Source organism: Paracraurococcus lichenis (assembly GCF_030657435.1).
Classification (GTDB): domain Bacteria; phylum Pseudomonadota; class Alphaproteobacteria; order Acetobacterales; family Acetobacteraceae; genus Paracraurococcus; species Paracraurococcus lichenis.
This window is the reverse complement of the sequence record NZ_JAUTWS010000019.1, coordinates 79,073-100,749: the sequence shown is the minus strand read 5'-3', so window position 1 is coordinate 100,749 and position 21,677 is coordinate 79,073. Positions and strand designations below refer to the sequence as shown.

General features: G+C 72.8%; 21 protein-coding genes. 9 read left to right on the top strand and 12 right to left on the bottom strand.

All coding sequences use genetic code 11. The features are described from left to right. Nucleotides 1–9: 9 nt before the first annotated feature. The 5 genes from ftsY to Q7A36_RS19905 all read right to left on the bottom strand — a co-directional run bounded on the left by ftsY (nucleotide 10) and on the right by Q7A36_RS19905 (nucleotide 5,752). Nucleotides 10–897 (bottom strand): signal recognition particle-docking protein FtsY, encoded by an 888-nt coding sequence (ftsY, locus tag Q7A36_RS19925; protein ID WP_305105513.1) that lies wholly within the window; start codon nucleotides 895–897, stop codon nucleotides 10–12. Between the two features lie 494 nt (nucleotides 898–1,391). Then, the gene (gene mtaB / locus Q7A36_RS19920) at nucleotides 1,392–2,708 is read right to left on the bottom strand and encodes a tRNA (N(6)-L-threonylcarbamoyladenosine(37)-C(2))-methylthiotransferase MtaB (RefSeq protein ID WP_305105490.1); all 1,317 of its coding nucleotides are present in this window, start codon (nucleotides 2,706–2,708) and stop codon (nucleotides 1,392–1,394) included. Further along, nucleotides 2,705–3,532, bottom strand: a complete 828-nt coding sequence (gene dapF / locus Q7A36_RS19915) for a diaminopimelate epimerase (protein WP_305105489.1) — start codon at nucleotides 3,530–3,532, stop codon at nucleotides 2,705–2,707. Before dapF ends, mtaB begins: the two co-directional genes overlap by 4 nt. A 113-nt stretch (nucleotides 3,533–3,645) precedes the next feature. Beyond that, nucleotides 3,646–5,286: a helicase HerA-like domain-containing protein gene (locus tag Q7A36_RS19910; protein ID WP_305105488.1), complete on the bottom strand. Its 1,641-nt coding sequence runs from the start codon at nucleotides 5,284–5,286 to the stop codon at nucleotides 3,646–3,648. 40 nt (nucleotides 5,287–5,326) lie between these two features. Continuing rightward, nucleotides 5,327–5,752: a lysozyme inhibitor LprI family protein gene (locus Q7A36_RS19905; RefSeq protein WP_305105487.1), complete on the bottom strand. Its 426-nt coding sequence runs from the start codon at nucleotides 5,750–5,752 to the stop codon at nucleotides 5,327–5,329. A 210-nt stretch (nucleotides 5,753–5,962) separates the two neighbouring features. Between Q7A36_RS19905 and rpmI the strand changes: the two genes are divergently transcribed. From rpmI to Q7A36_RS19870, 7 genes are all read left to right on the top strand, one after another. Next, nucleotides 5,963–6,169, top strand: a complete 207-nt coding sequence (gene rpmI / locus Q7A36_RS19900) for a 50S ribosomal protein L35 (RefSeq protein WP_305105486.1) — start codon at nucleotides 5,963–5,965, stop codon at nucleotides 6,167–6,169. A gap of 12 nt (nucleotides 6,170–6,181) precedes the next feature. After that, nucleotides 6,182–6,556, top strand: a complete 375-nt coding sequence (rplT, locus tag Q7A36_RS19895; protein ID WP_305105485.1) for a 50S ribosomal protein L20 — start codon at nucleotides 6,182–6,184, stop codon at nucleotides 6,554–6,556. Between the two features lie 100 nt (nucleotides 6,557–6,656). Beyond that, on the top strand, nucleotides 6,657–7,748 hold the full coding sequence (pheS, locus tag Q7A36_RS19890; protein WP_370655687.1) for a phenylalanine--tRNA ligase subunit alpha: 1,092 nt from the start codon (nucleotides 6,657–6,659) through the stop codon (nucleotides 7,746–7,748). Between the two features lies 1 nt (nucleotide 7,749). Further along, nucleotides 7,750–10,221: a phenylalanine--tRNA ligase subunit beta gene (pheT, locus tag Q7A36_RS19885; RefSeq protein WP_305105483.1), complete on the top strand. Its 2,472-nt coding sequence runs from the start codon at nucleotides 7,750–7,752 to the stop codon at nucleotides 10,219–10,221. A gap of 195 nt (nucleotides 10,222–10,416) precedes the next feature. Beyond that, nucleotides 10,417–11,349, top strand: coding sequence for a transglutaminase family protein (locus Q7A36_RS19880; protein ID WP_305105482.1), 933 nt, complete (start codon nucleotides 10,417–10,419; stop codon nucleotides 11,347–11,349). Further along, nucleotides 11,343–12,284 carry a transglutaminase domain-containing protein gene (locus Q7A36_RS19875; protein WP_370655686.1) on the top strand — a complete coding sequence of 314 codons (942 nt, stop codon included), beginning with the start codon at nucleotides 11,343–11,345 and terminating at the stop codon, nucleotides 12,282–12,284. The genes Q7A36_RS19880 and Q7A36_RS19875 overlap by 7 nt, the downstream gene beginning before the upstream one ends. Then, nucleotides 12,281–13,033, top strand: coding sequence for an N-formylglutamate amidohydrolase (locus Q7A36_RS19870; protein ID WP_305105481.1), 753 nt, complete (start codon nucleotides 12,281–12,283; stop codon nucleotides 13,031–13,033). The genes Q7A36_RS19875 and Q7A36_RS19870 overlap by 4 nt, the downstream gene beginning before the upstream one ends. Here the strand turns inward: Q7A36_RS19870 and Q7A36_RS19865 are convergent. The 4 genes from Q7A36_RS19865 to dut are packed head-to-tail and all read right to left on the bottom strand — an operon-like array spanning nucleotide 13,008 to nucleotide 15,719. After that, on the bottom strand, nucleotides 13,008–13,976 hold the full coding sequence (locus Q7A36_RS19865; RefSeq protein ID WP_305105480.1) for an SH3 domain-containing protein: 969 nt from the start codon (nucleotides 13,974–13,976) through the stop codon (nucleotides 13,008–13,010). The genes Q7A36_RS19870 and Q7A36_RS19865 overlap by 26 nt on opposite strands. A gap of 37 nt (nucleotides 13,977–14,013) precedes the next feature. Further along, the gene (locus Q7A36_RS19860) at nucleotides 14,014–14,388 is read right to left on the bottom strand and encodes a DsrE family protein (protein ID WP_305105479.1); all 375 of its coding nucleotides are present in this window, start codon (nucleotides 14,386–14,388) and stop codon (nucleotides 14,014–14,016) included. Continuing rightward, nucleotides 14,389–15,213, bottom strand: a complete 825-nt coding sequence (locus tag Q7A36_RS19855; RefSeq protein ID WP_305105478.1) for a HesA/MoeB/ThiF family protein — start codon at nucleotides 15,211–15,213, stop codon at nucleotides 14,389–14,391. It abuts the gene before it with no gap. 32 nt (nucleotides 15,214–15,245) lie between these two features. After that, nucleotides 15,246–15,719 carry a dUTP diphosphatase gene (gene dut, locus Q7A36_RS19850; RefSeq protein ID WP_305105477.1) on the bottom strand — a complete coding sequence of 158 codons (474 nt, stop codon included), beginning with the start codon at nucleotides 15,717–15,719 and terminating at the stop codon, nucleotides 15,246–15,248. Nucleotides 15,720–15,842: 123 nt separating this feature from the next. Between dut and Q7A36_RS19845 the strand changes: the two genes are divergently transcribed. Further along, complete coding sequence (locus tag Q7A36_RS19845) at nucleotides 15,843–16,886, top strand: alpha/beta hydrolase (protein WP_305105476.1); 1,044 nt, start codon at nucleotides 15,843–15,845, stop codon at nucleotides 16,884–16,886. Nucleotides 16,887–17,006: 120 nt separating this feature from the next. Here the strand turns inward: Q7A36_RS19845 and solA are convergent, their stop codons facing one another. Next, nucleotides 17,007–18,137: an N-methyl-L-tryptophan oxidase gene (solA, locus tag Q7A36_RS19840; protein ID WP_305105475.1), complete on the bottom strand. Its 1,131-nt coding sequence runs from the start codon at nucleotides 18,135–18,137 to the stop codon at nucleotides 17,007–17,009. Between the two features lie 80 nt (nucleotides 18,138–18,217). Between solA and Q7A36_RS19835 the strand changes: the two genes are divergently transcribed. Next, nucleotides 18,218–19,456: an amidohydrolase/deacetylase family metallohydrolase gene (locus Q7A36_RS19835; RefSeq protein ID WP_305105474.1), complete on the top strand. Its 1,239-nt coding sequence runs from the start codon at nucleotides 18,218–18,220 to the stop codon at nucleotides 19,454–19,456. A gap of 47 nt (nucleotides 19,457–19,503) precedes the next feature. Here Q7A36_RS19835 and coaBC read toward each other — a convergent pair whose 3' ends face one another. Beyond that, a complete protein-coding gene (gene coaBC / locus Q7A36_RS19830) occupies nucleotides 19,504–20,691 on the bottom strand; it encodes a bifunctional phosphopantothenoylcysteine decarboxylase/phosphopantothenate--cysteine ligase CoaBC (protein ID WP_305105473.1) in 1,188 nt (395 codons plus the stop codon). Then, nucleotides 20,691–21,569, bottom strand: coding sequence for a TauD/TfdA dioxygenase family protein (locus Q7A36_RS19825; RefSeq protein WP_305105472.1), 879 nt, complete (start codon nucleotides 21,567–21,569; stop codon nucleotides 20,691–20,693). Before Q7A36_RS19825 ends, coaBC begins: the two co-directional genes overlap by 1 nt. Nucleotides 21,570–21,677 lie beyond the last annotated feature (108 nt).

The following is a 21,677-nucleotide window of genomic DNA, read 5'->3' as shown; positions in this document are numbered from 1 at the left end:
CCGCGCCGGTCAGTCCAGCCCCATCAGCCCACGGGCGAAGTCGCGCGCCTCGAAGGGCCGGAGGTCGCCGGCCTTCTCGCCGACGCCGACGAAATGCACGGGCAGGGCGAATTCCTGCGCCAGGGCCACCACCACGCCGCCCTTGGCCGACCCGTCCAGCTTGGTGACGCAGAGGCCGCTGACGTTCACCATCTCCCCGAACACCTTGCATTGCTGGATGGCGTTCTGGCCGGTGGTCGCGTCCAGCACCAGCAGCACGGAATGCGGCGCGCTCTCGTCCACCCGCTTCATCACGCGGATGACCTTGCGCAGCTCCTCCATCAGCGCCGACTTGTTGTGCAGCCGGCCCGCGGTGTCCACCAGCAGCACCTGGGTGCCGTCCTCCCGCGCCGCCTTCAGCGCGTCGAAGGCGAGGCCGGCGGCATCCGCGCCCTCCTTCACCGGCGTGTGCACCCGGCAGCCGGTGCGCTCGCCCCAGATCTGCAACTGCTCCACCGCCGCGGCGCGGAAGGTGTCGCCGGCGACGAAAGCGGTGGCGAGGCCCTGCTCCCGGTACTGTTGCCCGAGCTTGGCGATGGTCGTGGTCTTGCCGGTGCCGTTCACGCCGACCACCAGCACCACATGCGGCGCCCGCGCCGGGTCCAGCGGCATGGGCTGCGCGACGGGGGCGAGGATGGCGGCGATTTCCTCGGCCAGCGCCGCCTTCACCTCCTCGTCCGTCACCTCCTTGCCGAAGCGCGTCCGGCGGAAGCCCTCGACGATGCGGCGGGAGGCGGCGACGCCGAGATCGGCCGATATCAGCGTCTCCTCGAGCTCCTCCAGCGCCTCCTCGTCCAGGCGGCGCTTCTTGAAGAGGGAGGTGACGCTCTCGGTCAGCTTGGCGGTGGAGCGGGACAGCCCGGCCCGGAGGCGGGAGAACCAACCCCGGCGCCCATCGGCGCCGTCCTGCGGCTCCGGCGTCCCGGCCTCGGCCTGCCCGGCCGGGACCGGCGCCGGGACGGCGTCGTCGGTCGGCAACGGCTCGAAGGGCGTCGCGGCGCCCTCCAGCCCCTCGGGCCCGGCGAGGTCGCGTTCCGCCGCCTCGCGCGCCTCCACCTCCCGCAGCGCGGCCTCGTCGTCGCGCGGGCGAAGCTCCGTCTCGGGCGACGGCGGCGGCTCGGCCAGGGGCGCCGGCTCGCTGCCGGTGCGGGCCAGGGGGCTCGGCGGCGTGAAGGGCACCGGCTCCGGCGGCAGGGGCGGCACCGGGATGTCGGGCGCGGCCGGCGGCGGCAGGGTCGGCGCGCCGGTCGGCGGCACCGGCGGTGCCGGCACGCCCGGCGGCGGGGAGAGCGGCGTCTCGGCGGGCGGCGCCTCCTTGCCGCGGAGCTTGGTGATCCAGTCGCGCAGCGCCATCAGGCGGCATCCGCGTGCGGGCTGCGCGCTTCGCTTTCGGCCAGCAGACCGTCCGGCGCCATGCCGGTCACCCTGACGCGGCGGAGTTCGCCCGGTGCGGCGGTGCCGCCGACCAGGCGCAGGGGGGCGAAATGCGCGGTGTGGCCGCGGTCGTCACGCTCGAACAGCACCTGTTCCTCCCGCCCCAGCCGTCCCGCGTAGAAGCGCGCCGCGGCCTCGGCCCCGGCCTGCCGCAGGCGCGCGGCGCGCTCCTTGCGCAGCGGCACCGGCAGTTGCGGCATGCGTGCCGCCGGCGTTCCCGGCCGCTCGGAATAGGGAAAGACATGCAGGAAGCTGAGTTCCATCTCGGCCACCAGGTCGAGGGTCTCGCGGAACTGCGCCTCCGTCTCGGTCGGGAAGCCGGCGATCAGGTCGGCGCCGAAGGCCATGTCCGGCCTGAGGGCCCGGGCCCGCCGGGCGAAGGCCAGCGCATCGGCGCGCAGGTGCCGCCGCTTCATGCGCTTCAGGATCAGGTCGGCGCCGTGCTGCAGGGAGAGGTGCAGGTGCGGCAGCAGCCGCTCCTCGCCCTCGATCAGCCGCCAGAGGTCGTCATCCACCTCGACCGGATCGAGCGAGGAGAGCCGTAGCCGCGGCAGCTCCGGCACCAGGGCCAGCAGGCGGCGGACCATCTGCCCAAGGCTCGGCCGCCCCGGCAGGTCCGGCCCGTAGCTGGTGATGTCGACGCCGGTCAGCACCACCTCGCGGTAGCCGCGCGCGACCAGGGCGCGCACCTGCTCAACGATGGCGCCGATGGGCACGCTGCGCGAGGGGCCGCGGCCGAAGGGGATGACGCAGAAGGTGCAGCGGTGGTCGCAGCCCTGCTGCACCTGCACGAAGGCGCGGGCGCGGCCGGCGAAGTCCGTCACGAGATGCGCCGCGGTCTCGGTCGCCGCCATGATGTCGGTGACCGGCGCGGGCGGGGCGTCAAGCGCCCAGGTCTCCGGCTTCAGCTTGTCGGCATTGCCGATGACGCGGGCGACGCCGGGCAGGCCGGCCCAGCGCTCCGGCGCGATCTGCGCGGCGCAGCCTGTTACCACGATGTTCGCGCCTGGGTTGTCGCGCGACGCCTTGCGGATGGCCTGACGGGCCTGCCGCTCGGCCTCCGCCGTCACGGCGCAGGTGTTCACCACGATGGTCCGCGCATGCCCGGCCTTCGCGGCCAGGTCGCGCATGGCCTCGGACTCGTAGGTGTTGAGCCGGCAGCCGAAGGTCAGGACCTCGATGCCGCCGGCGTCGCCGAGGGCGGCCGGCGCCTCGACCTGCTCGGGGCCGCTCATGCCGGATAGGCCTCGAGGTCGATCTCGCCGGTGAAGGCAGTGGCGACCGGGCCGGTCATCAGGACATGCCCGTCCTCCCGCCACTCGATCACCAGGTCGCCGCCGGGCAGCGTCACCGTGGCCCGCCGCCCGGTCAGGCCGCGGCGGGCGGCATTGACCAGCGCGGCGCAGGCACCGGAGCCGCAGGCAAGCGTCAGCCCCGCCCCGCGCTCCCAGACCGCGAGCCGGATGTGCTCCGGCGAGAGGACCTGGACGAAGCCGATATTGGCCCGCTCGGGGAAAATCGGGTCGTGCTCCAGCACCGGGCCGATCGCGGCCAGGTCCAGCGCCGCGAGGTCCCGGACGAAGAAGGTCGCGTGCGGGTTGCCCATGGAGCAGGCCGCCGGGTCCGCGACCGGGCCGGCGCCGATGGGCAGGTGCAGCGTGTCCACCTCCCGCGCCAGCGGCACCTCCCGCCAGCCGAGGCGCGCCGGGCCCATATCGGCGCGCCAGAGATTGTCCGGCAGGCGCTCCACCGGCAGGTCGCCGGCGACGGTGCGGACCACGACGCGATCCTTGCCCGCCTCCGCCGCGACCAGGGAGGCGATGCAGCGCGTGGCATTGCCGCAAGCCCCGGCCTCCGACCCGTCGGGGTTGCGGATGCGCATGAAGACATCGGCGCCCTCCGCCCCCGGCTCCAGGAGGATGAACTGGTCGCAGCCCACGCCGAAGCGCCGGTCCGCGATGGCCGCAGCCCGGTGGGGGGTGATGGGCAGGTCGCTGCGCCTTGCATCGAGCACGACGAAGTCGTTGCCCAGGCCGTGCATCTTGCGGAAGGGAACCATGGCGGGGGCAGATATGCCCCCCGCCTGCCCCCGGGCCAAGCCCTGCCTACCACCGGGGGCCGCCAGCGGCGGAATGGCTGGCATGACGGCCCCAACCGTCGGCGCGCCTCCGGCTACCGCTTCATCAGGCTGCCCAGCACCCCGCGCAGCACGGCATTGCCGATCTGCCGCCCAACCGAACTGCCGACGCTGCGCGCCGCGCTCTTCGCCATGGATTCCAGGGCACCTTCCCGCCGCCCGTGGTTGCCGGTCAGCACCGTGCCGAGGATGTCGCCCCATCCGCCGCCCTGGGCCCCTGGCTGCGGCGGCGCCGACCCGCCCCAGGGCCCCGGCGCCTCGCGGCGAGGGGCCTGCGGCACGTTCCCATGGCGCGCCGGCGCCTCGGGCATCGGCCGCGGCGGCAGGCTGACGCCGCCCCAGGGATTGTCGTTGCGCACCGGCGCCGGTGCCGCCTGCCAGGGGCCGGAGGCCGGCGCCGCGGTCGCGCGGCCCACCAGCATCTCATAGGCGCTCTCGCGGTCCACCGCCTGGTCGTAATGGCCGGCCAGCGGGCTGCGCCGGATGACCTCGGCCCGCTCCTCCGGCGTCAGCGGCCCGATGCGGCCGCGCGGCGGGACGATGCGGGCGCGCTCCACCATGCTCGGCGTGCCGTCCGCCTGCAGGGTGGAGACCAGCGCCTCGCCCACCGCCAGGTGGGTGATGGCATCGGCCACGTCGAGGCGCGGGTTGGGCCGGAAAGTCTCGGCCGCCGCCTTCACCGCCCGCTGCTCGGCCGGGGTGAAGGCGCGCAGCGCGTGCTGCACCCGGTTGCCGAGTTGCCCCAGCACGGCAGCCGGCAGGTCGAGCGGGTTCTGGGTGACGAAATAGATCCCCACCCCCTTGGAGCGGATCAGCCGGACCACCTGCTCCACCTTCTCGACCAGCGCCTTCGGCGCGTCGCGGAAGAGCAGATGCGCCTCGTCGAAGAAGAAGACGAGCTTGGGCTTGTCGAGGTCGCCGACCTCCGGCAACTTCTCGAACACCTCGCTCAACAGCCAGAGCAGGAAGGTGGCGTAGAGGCGCGGGCTGTGGATCAGCTTGTCGGCGGCCAGCACGTTGACCGCGCCGCGGCCGTCGGGCGTGACCAGCATCAGGTCCTGCAGCGAGAGCGCCGGCTCGCCGAAGAACTGCTCGCCCCCGGCCTGCTCCAGCACCAGCAACCGGCGCTGGATGGTGCCGATGGTGGTCTTCGAGACCTGGCCGTAATGGCCGCGCAACTCCGCCGCGCGGTCCGAGACATGGGTCAGGATGGCGCGGAGGTCCTTGAAGTCCAGCAGCAGCATCCCGTCGTCGTCGGCCACCTTGAAGGCGATGTTGAGCACGCCCTCCTGCGTGTCGTTCAGCTCCAGCATGCGCGACAGCAGCAGGGGGCCCATCTCGGCGACCGTCGCGCGCAAGGGGTGGCCTTGCTGGCCGAAGACGTCCCAGAAGATGGCCGGCGCCGCCTCATAGGCGAAACCCGCGACGCCCAGCTCATGCGCCCGGGCCTCGAGCTTCGGGTTCGGCCTGCCCGGGGCGGCGATGCCGGCGAGGTCGCCCTTGATGTCGGCGCAGAAGACCGGGACGCCGGCGCGGGAGAAGGCCTCCGCCATCACCTGCAGGGTCACGGTCTTGCCCGTGCCCGTCGCGCCGGCGACGAGGCCGTGGCGGCTGGCGCGGCTGAGCAGGAGCTCGCAGGGCCGGTCGCCCCGGCCGATCAGGATGCCCTCGGTCATCGTCTCCCTCTCATTGCCGTCCCGGATGCGGGCCCCTTGCCTATTGCCTGGCCTGATCCCGCAGGAGCTGCTCGAGCTCGCCGGCCCGCCCGGCCGTCAGTCTGGCCACGCAGTCCGCCGCGACGATGCGGGCCAGGGTGCCGCCCTCGGCTTCCAGCTCGCCCTCGGCCCGGCAGGCGGCGTCACGATAGGCGATCCAGGCCCGCTGCGCCTCCCGCAGGAGGGATTTGGTCCCGGCACTCCAACGGCGGTCCTGCTGGATGGTGCCATAGGCGGCGTTGAGCCGGCGGTCCCAGCGCGCCGTCTCCTCGCCGCTGCACTGGATCATGGCCGGGGTGACGCCGCCGGCGCGGTCCAGGCAGGCGGTGTAGTCGCGGCTCTCCCAGCCGGGCGGGGCGGCGGGTTGCGCCGCGGCGGCGGCGGCGAGCAGCATCGGGCCGACCAGGGCCGGCAGCAGGCGGTGCATGGGCGGGCCCTCCGCGGTGCGTCCTGCCGCCTGCTATGGGGCGGCCCGGGGGCGGCGCAAGCCCGATCGCGCTTGCAACCGCCGGGACACATGGCTATACGCCGCCCCTCTCCGCGCGCCGGTGCTTGTGTGGGCATGCCCGGCCGCGTTCCCGCGTCCCCTTCAGGCATTCCGCCTATGGGGACGCTTCCCGACCCCAGGAGGTCCGAAATGCCCAAGATGAAGACGAAGTCTTCTGTGAAGAAGCGCTTCAAGACCACCGCCACCGGCAAGGTGCTGGCCGGCCCGGGCAAGAAGCGGCACATGCTGCGCAACCGCTCCTCCAAGGTGAAGCGGCAGAACACCGGCACGCAGGTGCTGCGCCACCAGGACGGCCTCACTGTCATGCAGTGGGCCCCCTACGGTCTGGTCCGGTAAGGAGAGCGCGCCATGGCACGTGTGAAGCGCGGCGTCACCGCCCACGCCCGTCACAAGAAGATCCTCAAGCTCGCCAAGGGCTATGTCGGTCGTTCCAGCACGAATTACCGCCCCGCGCTGCAGCGGGTCGAGAAGGCGCTGCAATACGCCTATCGCGACCGCCGCAACAAGAAGCGCGACTTCCGCGGGCTGTGGATCCAGCGGATCAACGCCGCGACGCGCGAGCACGGGATGACCTATTCCCAGTTCATCGCCGGCATGAAGGCCGCGGGGATCGAGCTGGACCGCAAGGTGATGGCGGCGATCGCCTTCGACGACCCGGCGAGCTTCGCCGCGCTGGTCGAGAAGGCCCGCGCCGCGCGTCCGGTGACCAAGCAGGCCGCCTGACCCTTCCCTTTTCGGAAGACCGACGCCAAGGAAGGGCCGCTCCCGGCAGGGTGCGGCCCTTTCTGTTCATCCGGAACCAAGATCCATGAGCGAGACGACCATGTCGGGTGACGACCTCGCCGCGCTGGAGGCCGAGACCGCGGCCGCCCTCGCCGCCGCTGCCGACCTGCGCGCCTGGGACGCGGTGCGCGTCGGCACGCTGGGCAAGAGCGGCAGGCTGACCGCGCTGCTGAAGGGCCTCGGCCAGGTGCCGGCCGAGCAGCGGAAGGAGCGCGGCGCCGCGCTCAACCGCCTGAAGCAGTCGCTGGAGGCGGCGATCGAGGCCCGCCGCGTCGCGTTGGAGGAGTCCGCGCTCGAGGCCCGGCTACGGGCCGAGCGCATGGACGTGACCCTGCCGCCGCGCGTGTACCCGCCGGCGGGCGCCGAGCAGGGCGGCATCCACCCGATCAGCCGGACGATGGAGGAGCTCATCGCCCTCTTCGGCGCGCAGGGCTTCTCGGTGGCGGAAGGACCCGACATCGAGAGCGACTGGCACAATTTCGGCGCCCTCAACATCCCGGAGCACCACCCGGCCCGGCAGGACCACGACACCTTCTACCTGCCCGTCGCCCCCGGCTCGAACGGGCGGCGGCCGGTGCTGCGCACCCATACCAGCCCGGTGCAGATCCGCACCATGGTGGCGCAGGAGCCGCCGATCCGCGTCATCGTCCCCGGCCGTACCTGGCGCGCCGACCACGACGCGACGCACAGCCCGATGTTCCATCAGGTGGAGGGGCTGGTGATCGACCGCGGCATCACCCTCGGCCATCTCAAGGGCTGCCTGATCGACTTTCTCAGAGCCTTCTTCGGCATCGGCGACCTGCCCGTCCGGTTCCGGGCCTCGTATTTCCCCTTCACCGAGCCCTCCATGGAGGTCGATATCGGCTGGAACCGGAAGACAGGCGAACTCGGCAAGGGCGGCGACTGGCTGGAGATCCTGGGCAGCGGCATGGTCCACCCGCGCGTGCTGGCCAATTGCGGCATCGACCCGCGGGTGTGGCAGGGCTTCGCCTTCGGCATGGGCATCGAGCGCATCACCATGCTGAAGCACGGCATGCCCGACCTCAGGCCCTTCTACGAGAGCGATGTGCGCTGGCTGCGCCACTGGGCCTCCGACCCGCTCTCGCCCCCCTCGCTGGCGGAGGGCGTGTGAGATGAAGTTCACCCTGTCCTGGCTGAAGGCGCATCTCGAAACCGAGGCGTCGCTGGCCGAGATCCTGGCGGTGCTCAACCGCATCGGCCTCGAGGTCGAGGGCGTGGAGGACCGCGGCGCGGCGCTGGCCTCCTTCCGCATCGCGCATGTGGTCGAGGCGGTGCAGCACCCGAATGCGGACCGGCTGCGCGCGCTGAAGGTGGATCCCGGCGACGGCAAGTTGCTCTCGGTCGTCTGCGGCGCGCCGAATGCCCGCACCGGCATGAAGGGCGTGCTGGCCCTGCCGGGCGACCACATCCCGGGCACCGGCATTACGCTCAAGACCGGCGAGATCCGCGGCGTGAAGAGCGAGGGCATGATGTGCTCCGCCCGCGAGCTTGGCCTCGGCGACGACCATACCGGCATCATCGACCTGCCCGAGGACGCGCCGGTCGGCGAGACCTACGTGACCTGGGCCGGCCTGGACGATCCGGTGGTCGAGATCGGCGTCACGCCGAACCGCGGCGACGCGCTGTCGGTCCACGGCATCGCGCGCGACCTCGCGGCGGCGGGCCTCGGCCGGCTGAAGCCGCTGCCGCGGCCGGAGGTCAAGGCGGCCTACCCCTCGCCGCTGCGCTGGGAGATCGCCGACCCGCGGGCCTGCGACCATGTCCTCGGCCGGGCCATCCGCGGGGTGAGGAACGGGCCCAGCTCCAAATGGCTGCAGGACTGGCTCGTGGCAATCGGCCTCCGCCCGATCAACGCGCTGGTGGACGTGACGAACCTCTTCACCTACGGCCTCGGCCGGCCGCTGCACGTCTTCGACGTGGCGAAGGTGAAGGGCAAGGTGCTCACCATGCGCATGGCGCGGGAGGGCGAGAGCCTGGTCGCGCTGAACGGCAAGACCTACGACCTCACGCCCGAGGACGGCATCATCGCCGACGCGGCGGGGCCGGAGGCGCTGGGCGGCATCATCGGCGGCGAGCATTCCGGCTGCGACGAGGGCACCACCGAGTGCTTCATCGAATGCGCGCTCTTCGACCCCGTGCGCATCGCCCTCTCCGGCCGGCGGCATGACGTGCGCACCGATGCCCGGGCCCGCTTCGAGCGCGGCGTCGATCCGGCCCTGCCGCCGCTCGCCCTCGACCTCGCCACGCAGCTCATGATCGAGCTCTGCGGTGGCGAGGCCAGCGAGGTCTCCGCCGCCGGCACGCCGCCCGCCTGGCAGCGCAGCGCGACGCTCCGCTTCGAGCGGCTGGCCGGCCTCGGCGGCGCCGAGGTCCCGCCGGACGAGGCGGTCGGCATCCTGGAGCGGCTCGGCTTCGCGGTGCAGGCGCGCGATGCGGCGAAGGTCACGGTCGCCGTCCCTTCCTGGCGCAACGACATCGCGGCGCCGATGCACCTCGACCAGGACCCGGGGCTGCCGCCCGAGCGCGCCCGCGCCGCGGCCGAGGGCTGCGCCGCGGTCGAGCCGGAGGCCGACCTGGTGGAGGAGGTGCTGCGCATCCGCGGCCTCGACACCATCCCGGCCATGTCGCTGCCCGTGGCAGGCATCGTCCCGCCGCCGGCGCTGACGCCGAAGCAGGCGCGCGCGGCGCTGGCCCGGCGGGTGCTGGCGGCGCGCGGCATGCTGGACTGCGTCAGCTTCGGCTTCCTCGAGCGGAAGACCGCGGCGCTCTTCGGCGAGACCCCGGACGCGACCCGGCTGGAGAACCCGATCGCCGCCGACCTCGACCAGATGCGCCCGACGCCGGTCGCCAGCCTGCTGCTGGCCGCGGCACGCAATGCCGCCCGCGGCTGGCCGGACGTGGCGCTGGCCGAGCTCGGTGCGGCCTACCGCGACCCCTCGCCGACCGGGCAGTTGTCCGTGGTCGCCGGCATCCGGGCCGGCAACACGCCGCGGCACTGGGCGGAGCCCTCCCGTGCCGTGGACGCGATGGATGCCAAGGGCGATGCGCTGGCGGTGCTGGCCGCGCTCGGCGTACCGATGGCGGCGGTGACGGTCACCGCCGATGCGCCGGGCTTCTACCACCCCGGCCGCAGCGGCGTGCTGCGCCAGGGGCCGAAGACGGTGCTGGCCACCTTCGGCGAGGTGCATCCGAAGGTCCGCGCCGCGCTCGACCTGGCCGGGCCGGCGGTCGCCTTCGAGGTCTTCCTCGATGCCATCCAGGAGCCGAAGCGCCGGAAGAAGGGCGCGCCCGACCTGCCGGCCTTCCAGCCGCTGCGGCGCGACTTCGCCTTCCTGGTGGATGCGGGCGTGCCGGCCGAGGCGGTGCTGCGCGCCGCCCGCGGCGCCGACAAGGCGCTGATCACCGAGGTGGCGCTGTTCGACCGCTATGCCGGGGACAAGCTGCCGGAGGGCAAGGTCAGCCTCGCCATCCAGGTCACACTGCAACCGCGCGAGGCGACGCTGACGGATGTGCAGATCGAGGCGGCGGCCGACCGCATCGTCGCGGCCGTCACCAAGGCGACGGGCGCGACGTTGCGGGCCTGACAAGGGGCGGGGGAAGGTATTCCCCCGCACCCCCTTCTATTTCTGTGAGTCCGCTTCCGGACCTCCGGCCGGCCCGGGGCTGACACCGGACCGCAAAATTGCTGCGCCGCGGCGAACTTCTGGCGGGGACGACGGTTCCATCCCGCGATGATCACGCACCGAACCGCGGCAACGATCCGGGGCTGAGGCAGCACCTTGCCCCTGCTCACCGTCCGCCACGTCACGACCTACCGCTACCGCCAGCCGGTGGCCTTCGGCGAGCATCGGATGATGCTCCGCCCGCGGGAGGGTCATGATCAGCGGCTGATCGAGGCCTCGCTCGACATCGTGCCCGCCCCGCGCGACCTGCGCTGGCTGCACGACGTCTTCGGCAACAGCGTCGCCATCGCCCGCTTCGCCGGCCGCCACCGGGAGTTGCGCTTCGACAGCCGCGTGCGGCTCGACCACCGGCCGCTCAACGCCCTCGACTTCACGCTGGCGGAGCACGCCGAGATCTGGCCCTTCGCCTACGATACGGAGGAGATGCCGGATCTCGCCCGCTCCATCGAGCGGCACTGGCGGGACCCGGAGCGGGCCGTGGACCGCTGGGCGCGCCGCTTCCTCCGCCGCGGCGGCCCGACCGGCACCATGGCGCTGCTCGAGGCCATGACGCATGCGATCCGGGAGGAGCTGACCTATATCCCCCGGCACGAGCGCGGCATCCAGGAACCGGCGAAGACGCTCGCCCTCGGCAGCGGCACCTGCCGCGACTTCGCCGTGCTGATGATGGAGGCGGCGCGCTCCCTCGGCCTCGCGGCGCGCTTCGTCTCCGGCTACCTCTACAGCCCCGGCCGCGACGGCGAAGGGCACCGCGGCGGCGGGAATACCCATGCCTGGGCGCGCATCTACCTGCCCGGCGCCGGCTGGGTGGAGTTCGACCCGACCAACGGCATCCTCGGCAACCGCGACCTGATCCGGGTCGCCATCGCCCGCGACCCGGCGCAGGCCCTGCCCCTGCACGGCACCTGGACCGGCTTCCCCGCCGACAGCCTCGGCATGGAGGTCGAGGTCAGCGTCACCGCCGCCCCTGTGCCCGCCATCCCCGTCGCTGCCACCCCGGTTCCCAAGAGGAGCACGCCAGCATGCTGATCCGCGCCGGCTTCGAGATCGCCTATGATTGCCCGCAGCCGACGCCCATGCTGCTGGCACTGAGCGTGCACCCGGACCGCATGCGGGACGTGCTCGGCGCGCATGCCATCCGCTTCGACCCGCCGATCGGCGCGACCGAATACCGTGACGGCTTCGGCAATATCTGCCACCGCATCGTCGCGCCCGCGGGGCGGCTGACCATGTCGGCCGAGTTCCTGGTGCAGGACCCCGGCACGCCCGACGCCGTGGTGCCGGAGGCGGTGCAGCACCCGGTGGAGGCGCTGCCGGACGAGGTGCTGGTCTACCTCCTCGGCAGCCGCTACTGCGACACGGACAAGCTGCTCGACACCGCCTGGGCGCTGTTCGGCAATACGCCGCCGGGTTGGGCGCGGGTGCAGGCGATCTGCGACTATGTCCATGATCGCATCACCTTCGGCTATGAGCATGCCGACCCGACCCGCACCGCGCATGGCGGCCATACCGACCGCCGCGGCGTCTGCCGCGACTTCGCGCACCTCGCCGTCACGCTCTGCCGCTGCATGAACATCCCGGCGCGCTACTGCACGGGCTATCTCGGCGATATCGGCATCCCGCCGGTCGACTACCCCATGGACTTCAGCGCCTGGTTCGAGGCCTATCTCGGCGGCCACTGGCACACCTTCGACGCGCGGCACAACACGCCGCGCATCGGCCGCATCCTGATGGCGCGCGGGCGGGACGCGACCGACGTCGCCATCAGCACCGTCTTCGGGCCCAGCATCCTGGCCGGCTTCAAGGTCATCACCGACGAGGTCGCGCCGCAGGCGGTGGGCCAGGCCTGGCACCCCGCGCCGCATGACGACGCGCCGGCGCCGGCCGCCATTCCGGACGTGCCGGGCGGCGCGGCCTCCATGAGCCAAGCGCTGTCGGACGACCGCGGCCGGCCGCTCGGATGACGCCGGCGCCGGTCACGCTGGTCAACGAGGGCGGCGCCTCGCCGCTGGTGCTGCTCTGCGAGCATGCCTCGAACCAGGTCCCGGCGGAGCATGGCAACCTCGGCCTGCCGGACCCGGAGTTGCGGCGGCACATCGCCTGGGACATCGGCGCGGCGGCGCTGGCGCGGCGGCTCTCGGCGCTGCTGGATGCGCCGCTCTTCCTCGGCGGCGTGTCGAGGCTGGTGATCGACCTGAACCGCCCGCCCGGCTCCCCCACCAGCATCCCGGAGGTGAGCGAGGCGACCGCCATCCCCGGCAATGCCGGGATCACGCCGGCGGAGCGGGCGCGGCGGGCGGCGGCCTGGTTCGCGCCCTTCGACGCCGCCGTCGCGCGCTGTCTGGATGCCCGCGCGGCGGCCGGGCGGCAGGCGGTGGTGGTCGGGGTGCACAGCTTCACCCCGGTCTATCTGGGCGTGCCGCGCCCCTGGCAGGCCGGCATCCTCTATGGCGAGGCCCGGCGTTTCGGCACCGCGCTGGTCGCCGCATTGCGGGCGGAACCGGGTCTGACCGTGGGTGACAACGAGCCCTACCGGATCGAGGCGGAGATGGACTGGACCGTGCCGCGGCACGGCGACGCGCGCGGGCTGGACGCCGCGCTGCTCGAGGTCCGGCAGGACCTGCTCGGCGAGGCGGCCGGGATCGAGGCCTGGGCGCAGCGCCTCGCCCGTGCGTTGCGGGACGCGCTCAGTTCACCGCCTCGTCCGGCGTGACGCCCCAGATCTCGCTGCGCTTGATCCAGCCGCGGTAGTCGCCGACCCGGGCCTCGCACCAGGTGCTCTCGGCATCGCATTTCCGCAAGCTGCCGATAACGCCGGGCTTGAGGCGCGCGACCGCCTCGGCATTCTCGGCCGGGCGGCTGCGCAGCACCCGCTCCGCCCCCTCGACCAGGAAAGTGCGGCGGGAGGTGAGCAGCGGCCGCTGCACCCAGCCTTCGGTGCCCTCCGGGTCGCGGATGCGGCGCCAGATGTCGTGCTCCTCCACGATCTGCACCGGCAGGTCCTTGCGCTGGTAGGTCCACTCGATCTTGTAGCGGAGGTCGGGGCCGATCCGCAGGTTCACCTGGTTGGAGCCCAGCGCGGCATAGCGCGGCAGCGGCAGGCCGGTGGCGCTGCCGACCTTCGGCGCGGGCGGCTGGGGCGGCGCGGCGGGCTGCGCCGGCTCCGGCGGGCGGGCGGCGTTCAGCGCGGCCGCGCCGGCCAAGCCCGCAGCGGCCCCGGCCGCGGCCGCCGCAGTCTTCTTCCGGGCGGAGGACTGGGCCGGGCTGGCGGGCGCCGCCGTCGTCGCCGGCTTCGGGGAATTGCTGGTCCCCGGCCGCTGCTGCACCGTCGGGGTGGTGGCCGGCGGGCGGTGTGGCGGCGCGGGCGGCCTGGCGGGCGTCGCGGCCTCCGGCCGCGCGGGTGATGTTGTGGCTTCCGGCCGCGCGGGCGACGTTGCGCCTCCCGGCCGTGCGGATGGGGTCGCGACCTGGGGCCGCGCGGGCGGCGTCGGTGGCTTCGGCGCCGCGGCCGGGGCCGTGGTGGGCGCCGAGGGCTGCGCCTGCCCGGCCGGGCGTGGCGGCGGCAGGTTGCCGGGCTGGCCGAGGCTGGTCTGCCCCAGGGCCGGCGGCGCGAGGAGGAGGAGAATCGGCAGCGCGGCGCGGATGGGGCGGGTCACGGACCCGCCATGCCAAGCCGATGCCCCTCGGGTCAAGCTATAGCGTGATGACCTGGCCATCGCCGATGGATGCAAGGAAAGTGGCCACGCCCGCAACCTCCACGCCAGGGCGCAGCGGGGCGGCGGTCAGGTCCTCCGCGCGCAGCCCGGCCTCGCAGGCAATGCGGCGGATGCCGAGCTCCTCGGCGGCCGAGAGCAGCGTGGCGATGCCGGCGACGCCGCGGGATTCGAGCGCGGCCTCCCGCGGATCGGCCAGCAGGGGCTGCTCGGCGAGGAGAAGCCGGCAACCCGCATTGGTGACGAAGAGGGTGACGTCGCGCCCCAGCGCGGCGGCGCCGGTGGCGACGACCAGGGCGTAATGGGCGCGATCATGCCCGCCCGAGAGCAGCAGGACGCCGAGGGGCTTCGCCATCTAGACCGCGCAGGCGACCAGCGCCGGCACGGCATGTGCCGAGAGGTCGCGGATGGTCGCGTGCTCCCCGCAGAGGGCGCAGCCGGGGTCGCGCCGCAGCTTCACCGTGCGGAACCGGGTGTCGAGCGCGTCCCAGAGCAGCAGGCGGCCCGACATGCCCTCCCCGATGCCGAGGATTTCCTTGAGGACCTCCGTCGCCTGCAGCGTGCCCATCACCCCCGTGACCGCGCCGAGCACGCCGGCCTCGGAGCAGCTCGGCACCAGCCCCTCCGGCGGCATCTCCGGATGCAGGCAGCGGTGGCAGGGATGCGGCGGGCCGCAATGCGACTTGTAGGTGGAGAGCTGTCCCTCGAAGCGCAGCACCGCGGCCGAGACCAGCGGCCGTCCCAGCAGGTGGCAGGCATCGCCGAGCAGGAAGCGCGTGGGGAAGTTGTCGGTCCCGTCACAGACGATGTCATAGCGCGGGATCAGGTCGCGGGCCGCCGTCGCATCCATCCGGGTGGCATGGACATCGATCCGGATCTCGGGGTTAAGGCCCGAGAGCGTCTCCGCCGCGCTCTCCGCCTTGTTGCGGCCGAGGCGGCCGGTGGCGTGGATCACCTGGCGCTGGAGGTTCGAGAGCTCGAGCGCGTCGTGGTCGACGATGCCGATCGTGCCGATGCCGGCCGCCGCGAGGTAGAGGGCGAGCGGCGCGCCGAGCCCACCGGCGCCGACGATCAGCACCTTCGCCGCGCGCAGCTTCGCTTGGCCGATCGCGCCCACATCCTGCAGCAGGATGTGGCGGGAATAGCGATGCAGCTCGGCGTCGGTGAAATCGAGGTCCATGGAGCCGATATGGGGCGGCCGGGCACGCGCGGCTAGCGGTGCCCGGTGGAGCCGAAGCCGCCGGCGCCGCGCTCGGAGGGGGCGGTGAACTCCTCCACCACCGTGAATTCCGGCCGCAGGATGGGCACGAAGACCATCTGCGCGAAGCGGTCCCCGGGCGAGAGGCGGATGGGCGGCGTGCCCGGGCCGTTGCGGTTCCAGGCACTGACCATGATGGGGCCGGTATAGTCGGCGTCGATCAGGCCGACGAGGTTGCCCAGCACCAGGCCCTGCTTGTGGCCCATGCCGGAGCGGGGCAGGACCAGGGCGGCCATGCCGGGGTCGCCGATATGCACCGCGATGCCGGAGGAGATCAGGGCGGGCGGGCTGCCCGGCGCGATCTCGATGGGGGCGTCGAGGCAGGCATGCAGGTCGATGGCGGCGGCCATCGCCGTCTGGTAGCGCGGCATGCCCCAGCCGTGCAGGCGCGCGTCCAGCACCTTCAGCTCGATCACCGGTCCGCCCATTGCCCGCCCCCTGGCCCTGTCCGGCTGCGGTTCGGCCCGGAAACGCGGCCCGGGTCAAGCCCCGGTGGCTTGCCGCCGCCCCGCGCTTCCGGTGGGATGGGCGAAACCGAGGAGGAATCGGCCATGTCCATCCCGCGCCTCATGCTGACCGCGGCGCTGCTCGGCCTCTCGCCCGCCGCCTTCGCACAGGGGCAGCCGCCGCGCGAGGTGCCGGCCCGCAGCCTGCCCGTGCCCGGCGATGTCAGCCCGCAGGTGCAGCGTCTGATCGCCGCGCCGCTGCGGACCGGCTGGAACACGCCGCCCACCACGCCGGAGGGCTGGCGGCAACTGGCCGAGACCGGCGCGGCCGCGACTCGCCAGGCGCTGCCTGGCCTCAAGGACCGGCTGAAGGTGGATGTCGAGCCCGGCGAGATGGGCGGGGTGAAGGTCTTCAGGGTCACGCCGAAGGAGATCCGGCCGGAGAACCGCAACCGCCTGCTGATCCACATCCATGGCGGCTGCTACGTGCTGAACCCGGGCGAGGCCGGGCTGCCCGAGGCGATCTTCATGGCCGGCTTCGGCGGCTATCGCGTGATCTCGGTGGACTACCGGATGCCGCCGGAGGCCTATTTCCCGGCGGCGCTGGATGACGTCCTGGCGGTGTGGAAGGCGGCGCTGCGCGACAATGACCCGAAGCGCATGGCGGTCTTCGGCAGTTCGGCTGGCGGGGCGCTGACGCTGGAGATGGTGCTGCGCGCCAAGGCCGAGGGGCTGCCGCTGCCCGCCGCCATCGCGCCGGGCACGCCCATGTCCGACGTGACGGGCGTCGGGGACAGCTTCCAGACCAATGCGCTGGTGGACAACGTGCTGGTCGCGGTGGACGGCTTCTGCCATGCGGCGACGCAGTTCTACGCCAAGGGGCACGACCTGAAGGACCCGCTGCTCTCGCCCATCCATGGCGACGTCACGGGCTTCCCACCGACCATCCTGACGACCGGCACGCGCGACCTGCTGCTGAGCAACACCGTGCGGATGCACCGCAAGCTGCGCAATGCGGGGGTGGAGGCGGCGCTGCAGGTCTTCGAGGGTCAGTCGCACGCGCACTACTACCGCGACGACACCGCGCCCGAGAGCCGCGAGGCGTTTTCGGAGATCGCCGGGTTCTTCGACAAGCACCTGGCGAAGTAGGCGAAGCACAGGCACAAAGTCGGGGAGGAAGTATCCTCCCCGAGCCCCACCTCTATTTCTGTGAGTCGGCATCTGCCGCGCGGCGGCACCCGACTCACAAAAAACATCTCCTCCCCAGCCTTACAGCCGCCCCAGCCGCAGGAAGCCGATCTCGTGCCGCGTCGTCCCGTCACCGGTGGCGAGGTCGGCCAGCACCTCCCCGATCACGGAACAGAATTTGTAGCCGTGGCCGGAGCAGGGCGAGGCGACCACCACCTGGCGGTGGGCCGGATGCCGGTCGAGGATGAAGTGCTCGTCCGGGGTATTGGTGAAGATGCAGGCACGCAGCGCCATGGTCGGGCCGGTGCCCTGCGGGAAGTAGCGGCCGGCGAAGGCGCGCAGGATCGCCTCGTCCTCGGCCTCCACCTCGCGGTTCATCCGCTCGGCCGGCATCCGCTCCTGCCGGTGGTTGTAGCGGCCGAATTTGAAGCCGGGCACCTCCACCACCGGGAAGCCGTAATAGCGGCCCTCCTTTGCCTCGAGGTTGAAGACTGGGAAGCGTTCCGGCACGAACAGGTCCGGGCGTTGCGGCTGCAGCCAGGCCAGCACCTGCCGCTCCGGCACGGCCACGCCCTGCAGCAGCGGGGCGAGGTCGGCCATCCAGGCGCCGGCGGTCAGCACCAGCCGCGCCGCCTCGTAGCGGCCGCGGTCGGTGGTGACCACGACGCCCTCGCCGCCCGGCCGCGCCTCCCAGCCCAGCACCCGCTCGCGCGCATGGATCTCGGCGCCGGCGGCCTGGGCGGCGCGGACATGCGCGACGATCGCGCGCTCGCTCATCACATAGCCGCCCTGGGGCTGCAGGACGAAGCGCATGCCGGCGGGCATGGCATAGCCGGGGAAGCGGGCATTCACCTGCTCGCCCGTCAGCACCTCGTGCGGCAGGTCGTGCAGCCGGGCCGAGTGCAGCGCGCCGTTGAAGACGACGCCTTCCTCGAGGCCGCCATCCAGCGAGCCATGGATGTGCAGCACGCGCTCCCCCGTCGCCGCCTCCAGCTCCCGCCACAGCGAATAGGCGCGGTGCAGCAGCGGGACGTAGGCCGGGTCCTCGTAATAGGGCAGGCGGATGATGCGCGTGACCCCGTGCGAGGAGCCCATGGCATGCGGGATGTCGAAGCGCTCCAGCCCCAGCACGCGCTGGCCGCGCCGTGCCAATTGCCAGGCGGTGGCGCTGCCCATGCCGCCGATGCCCACCACGATGACGTCGAAGGCCATTGCGCACCCCGCTCCGAACCGTGGCATCCTGCCACGACCGCGCCGGCGTGCCATAGGCCGCCGCGCCAGGGGAGGACACCATGCACGACATCCCGCGCCGCGCCCTGCTGGGCGGGGCGGCCACGCTCGCCCTCGGCACCGCCGCCGGCGGGCAGACCCTGCGGCACGACCTGCTGATCAAGGGCGGGGAGGTCGTGGACCCCTCGCAGACCCTGCGCGGCCGGCGGGACGTCGCCATCCGCAACGGCCTCGTTGCGGCGGTGGAGACCGACATCCCCGCCGACCGCGCCGCGGCCGTGATCGACGCGACGGGCAAGCTGGTCTGCCCCGGCCTCGTGGACCTGCACGCGCATGTCTATCCTGAGGTTTCGGCCATCGGCCTGCCGGCCGACGAGCTGGTGCCCTTCACCGCGACGACGACCTATGTGAGTGCGGGCGATGCCGGCAGCAGCACCTTCTCGCTCTTCCGCCATGCGGTCATGGCGCGGGCCCGCACGCGGCTGCTGGGCTTCTGCCACATCGCCAATTTCGGCCTGGCCGGCTTCCCCGTCGGGGAGATGCTGAACATCGACCACGCGATGGTGGAGCTGGCGGCGAAGACCGCGGCGGAGAACCGCGATGTCTGCCTCGGCATCAAGGTGCGGATGACGCAGGAGGTGGTGGGCAACAACGGGCTGGAGCCGCTGAAGCGCGCCATCCGCGCCGCAGAGATGGCCGGCCCTTGGGCGCGCGTGATGTGCCATATCGGCAACGCGCCGGGAAACATCGAGGAACTGCTGGACCTGCTCCGCCCCGGCGACATCCTGACGCATGCCTTCAGCGGCGCGGGCAACAATACGGTGCAGAACGGCCGCGTGGTGCCGGCGGCACTGCGGGCGAAGCAGCGCGGCGTGGTGATCGATGTCGGGCATGGCGGCGGCAGCTTCGACTACACGGTCTTCGAGCCGGCGCGCGACCAGGGCTTCGGGCCGGACGTGATCAGCAGCGACATCCACGCCGTCTCCGGCAATACGCCGGGCCTGCCCTTCCTGCCCTGGGTGATGAGCAAGTTCCTGAACAACGGCTACAGCCTGGAGCAGGTGGTGGCGATGGCGACCGTCGCGCCGGCGCGCATCATCGACCGGGTGGAGAAGCTCGGCACCCTGCAGGTCGGCGCACCGGGCGATGTCTCCATCCTGGAACTGGTGCGGGAGCCGGTGGAGTTCGTCGACACCCGCAACAACCGCCGGCGCGGGGAGCAGTGGCTGAAGCCGGTGCAGGTGGTGAAGGCCGGGCGCCCCTTCGGGCGGCCGTTCCCTTCGCCGTTTGCCTGGCCATAGGGCGGAGGCGCCTTCAACCGCGTCGAGCGCGCAGACGGCGCGCTCGCTTACGCCATCGCCTCCGCGATGCGGCGGGCGAGGCGCTCGGCGACCTCGGATTTGGGCAGTTCCGGCCAGTCCTCCACACCCTCGGCCGTCACCAGGTGGACCGTATTGCGCTCGCCGCCCATGACGTCGCCCGAGACGTCGTTGGCGACGATCCAGTCGCAGCCCTTGCGCAGCCGCTTCTCCGTCGCATGCTGTACCACCTTCTCCGTCTCCGCCGCGAAGCCCACCACCAGGCCGGGCCGCTGCGCATGGCGGGAGAGGGTCGCCAGGATGTCCGGGTTCAGCGCCATCTCCAGCACCGGCGCCGCCGCCCCCGGCTCCTTTTTCAGCTTCTGCGTCGCCTCCCGCGCCACGCGCCAATCCGCTACCGCCGCCGCCATCACGGCGATGTCGGCCGGCAGCGCCGCCTCGCAGGCCGCCAGCATCTCGCGCGCCGATTCGACGCGCACGGCAGTGACGCCCGGCGGGTCGGGCAGCATCACCGGGCCGCTGACCAGCGTGACGCGCGCGCCGAGCGCCGCCAGCGCCGCGGCGATGGCATAACCCTGCTTGCCGCTGCTGCGGTTGGCGATGTAGCGCACGGGATCGATCGGCTCATGCGTCGGGCCGGCGGTGACCAGGGCATGCCGCCCCGCGAGCGGCCGCCCGCCGGGCGCGAGCATCGCCTCGATGGCCGCCAGGATCTCCGGCGGCTCGGCGAGGCGTCCGGGCCCGCTTTCCGGCTCCGCCATCGCGCCGGTGCCTGGCCCGACCACGCGCACCCCGCGCGACCGCAGCGCCGCCATGTTCGCCCGCGTCGCCGGATGCTCCCACATCGCCGGGTTCATCGCCGGCGCCACCAGCACCGGCGCGCGCGTCGCCAGCAGCACCGTCGCCGCCAGGTCGTCCGTCAGCCCCTGCGCCATGCGCGCCAGCAGGCCTGCGGACGCCGGCGCGACCACCACGAGGTCCGGCCAGCGCGCCAGGCGGATATGGCCGATCTCCGCCTCGGCGGCCCAGAGGTCGTCATGCACGCGCTGGCCGGTGATGCCCGCCAGCGCCTCCTTCGTCACGAAGCGCGCGCCGCCCGCGGTCAGGATGGCCGTCACTGCAGCACCTGCCTTGCGCAGCAGGCGCACGAGGTCCAGCGCCTTGTAGGCGGCGATGCTGCCGGAGACGACCAGCAGTACGCGGCGGTCGGTCAGCATCAGACCGGCCGCTCGCCCTTCACCGTCACCCGGTTGCCGTAGCGCCGGTGCGGCCAGTAGTCCCACATCGCCCGGTGCTGGGCGCAGCGGTTGTCCCAGAAGGCCACCGAGTTCGGCTGCCAGCGGAAGCGGCACTGGAAGAGCGGGTTCTCCATGTGCTCGTAGAGATAGCGCAGGATCCCGTCGCTCTCGTCGCGCGGGATGCCGAGGATGCGCGTGGTGAAGCCGCGGTTCACGTAGAGCGCGCGGCGCCCGGTCACGGGATGCCTGCGCACCACCGGGTGCTCCGCGCGGGGGTAGCTGGCCTTGTCCGCCACCCCCTCCTTCGCGAACATCCCGCGATAGACATGCTCGCCGCTGTGCTCGGCGGTCAGGCCCTCGAGATAGGCCTTCATCCGGTCCGACAGCGCGTCATAGGCCGCATACATGCTGGCAAAGAGCGTGTCGCCGCCGGCCGGCGGGCATTCCTTGATGTAGAGGATGCTGCCCATCGGCGGATACTCGTCGCAGGAGACGTCGGAGTGCCAGCCCTCGCCATTGGCGCGGAGGGAATTCTCGTCGGCCTTGATGACCATGAGCTCGGGGTGGCCAGGCTCGTGCGGCGCGGCGGGGTGCAGGTGCAGTTCGCCGAAGCGGCGGCCGAAATCCAGGTGCTGCTGCTGCGACATGTGCTGGTCGCGGAAGAAGATCACCAGGTGCTCCGCCAGCGCCCGGTGGATCTCGTCCATCTGGTGGTTGGTCGGGGCGGCCAGGTCCACGCCGCTGATCTCGGCGCCGATCACCGGCGTCAGGCGGTCGATCCGGATGGTCTCGTAGGGGCGGCCGGATTCGTCGCGGGCCTTGATGCGGGGGCCGTCGAGGGCGCTGAGGGAGGACATGCCGGTTTTCCTTGCAGGGCCGTGTGGCCGGAAGGCTAGCGCCGCGGCATGGCGGGCGCCAATCCGGGCCGGCCCATGGGCGATAGGATGGCAGGCCATGGCCGCAAC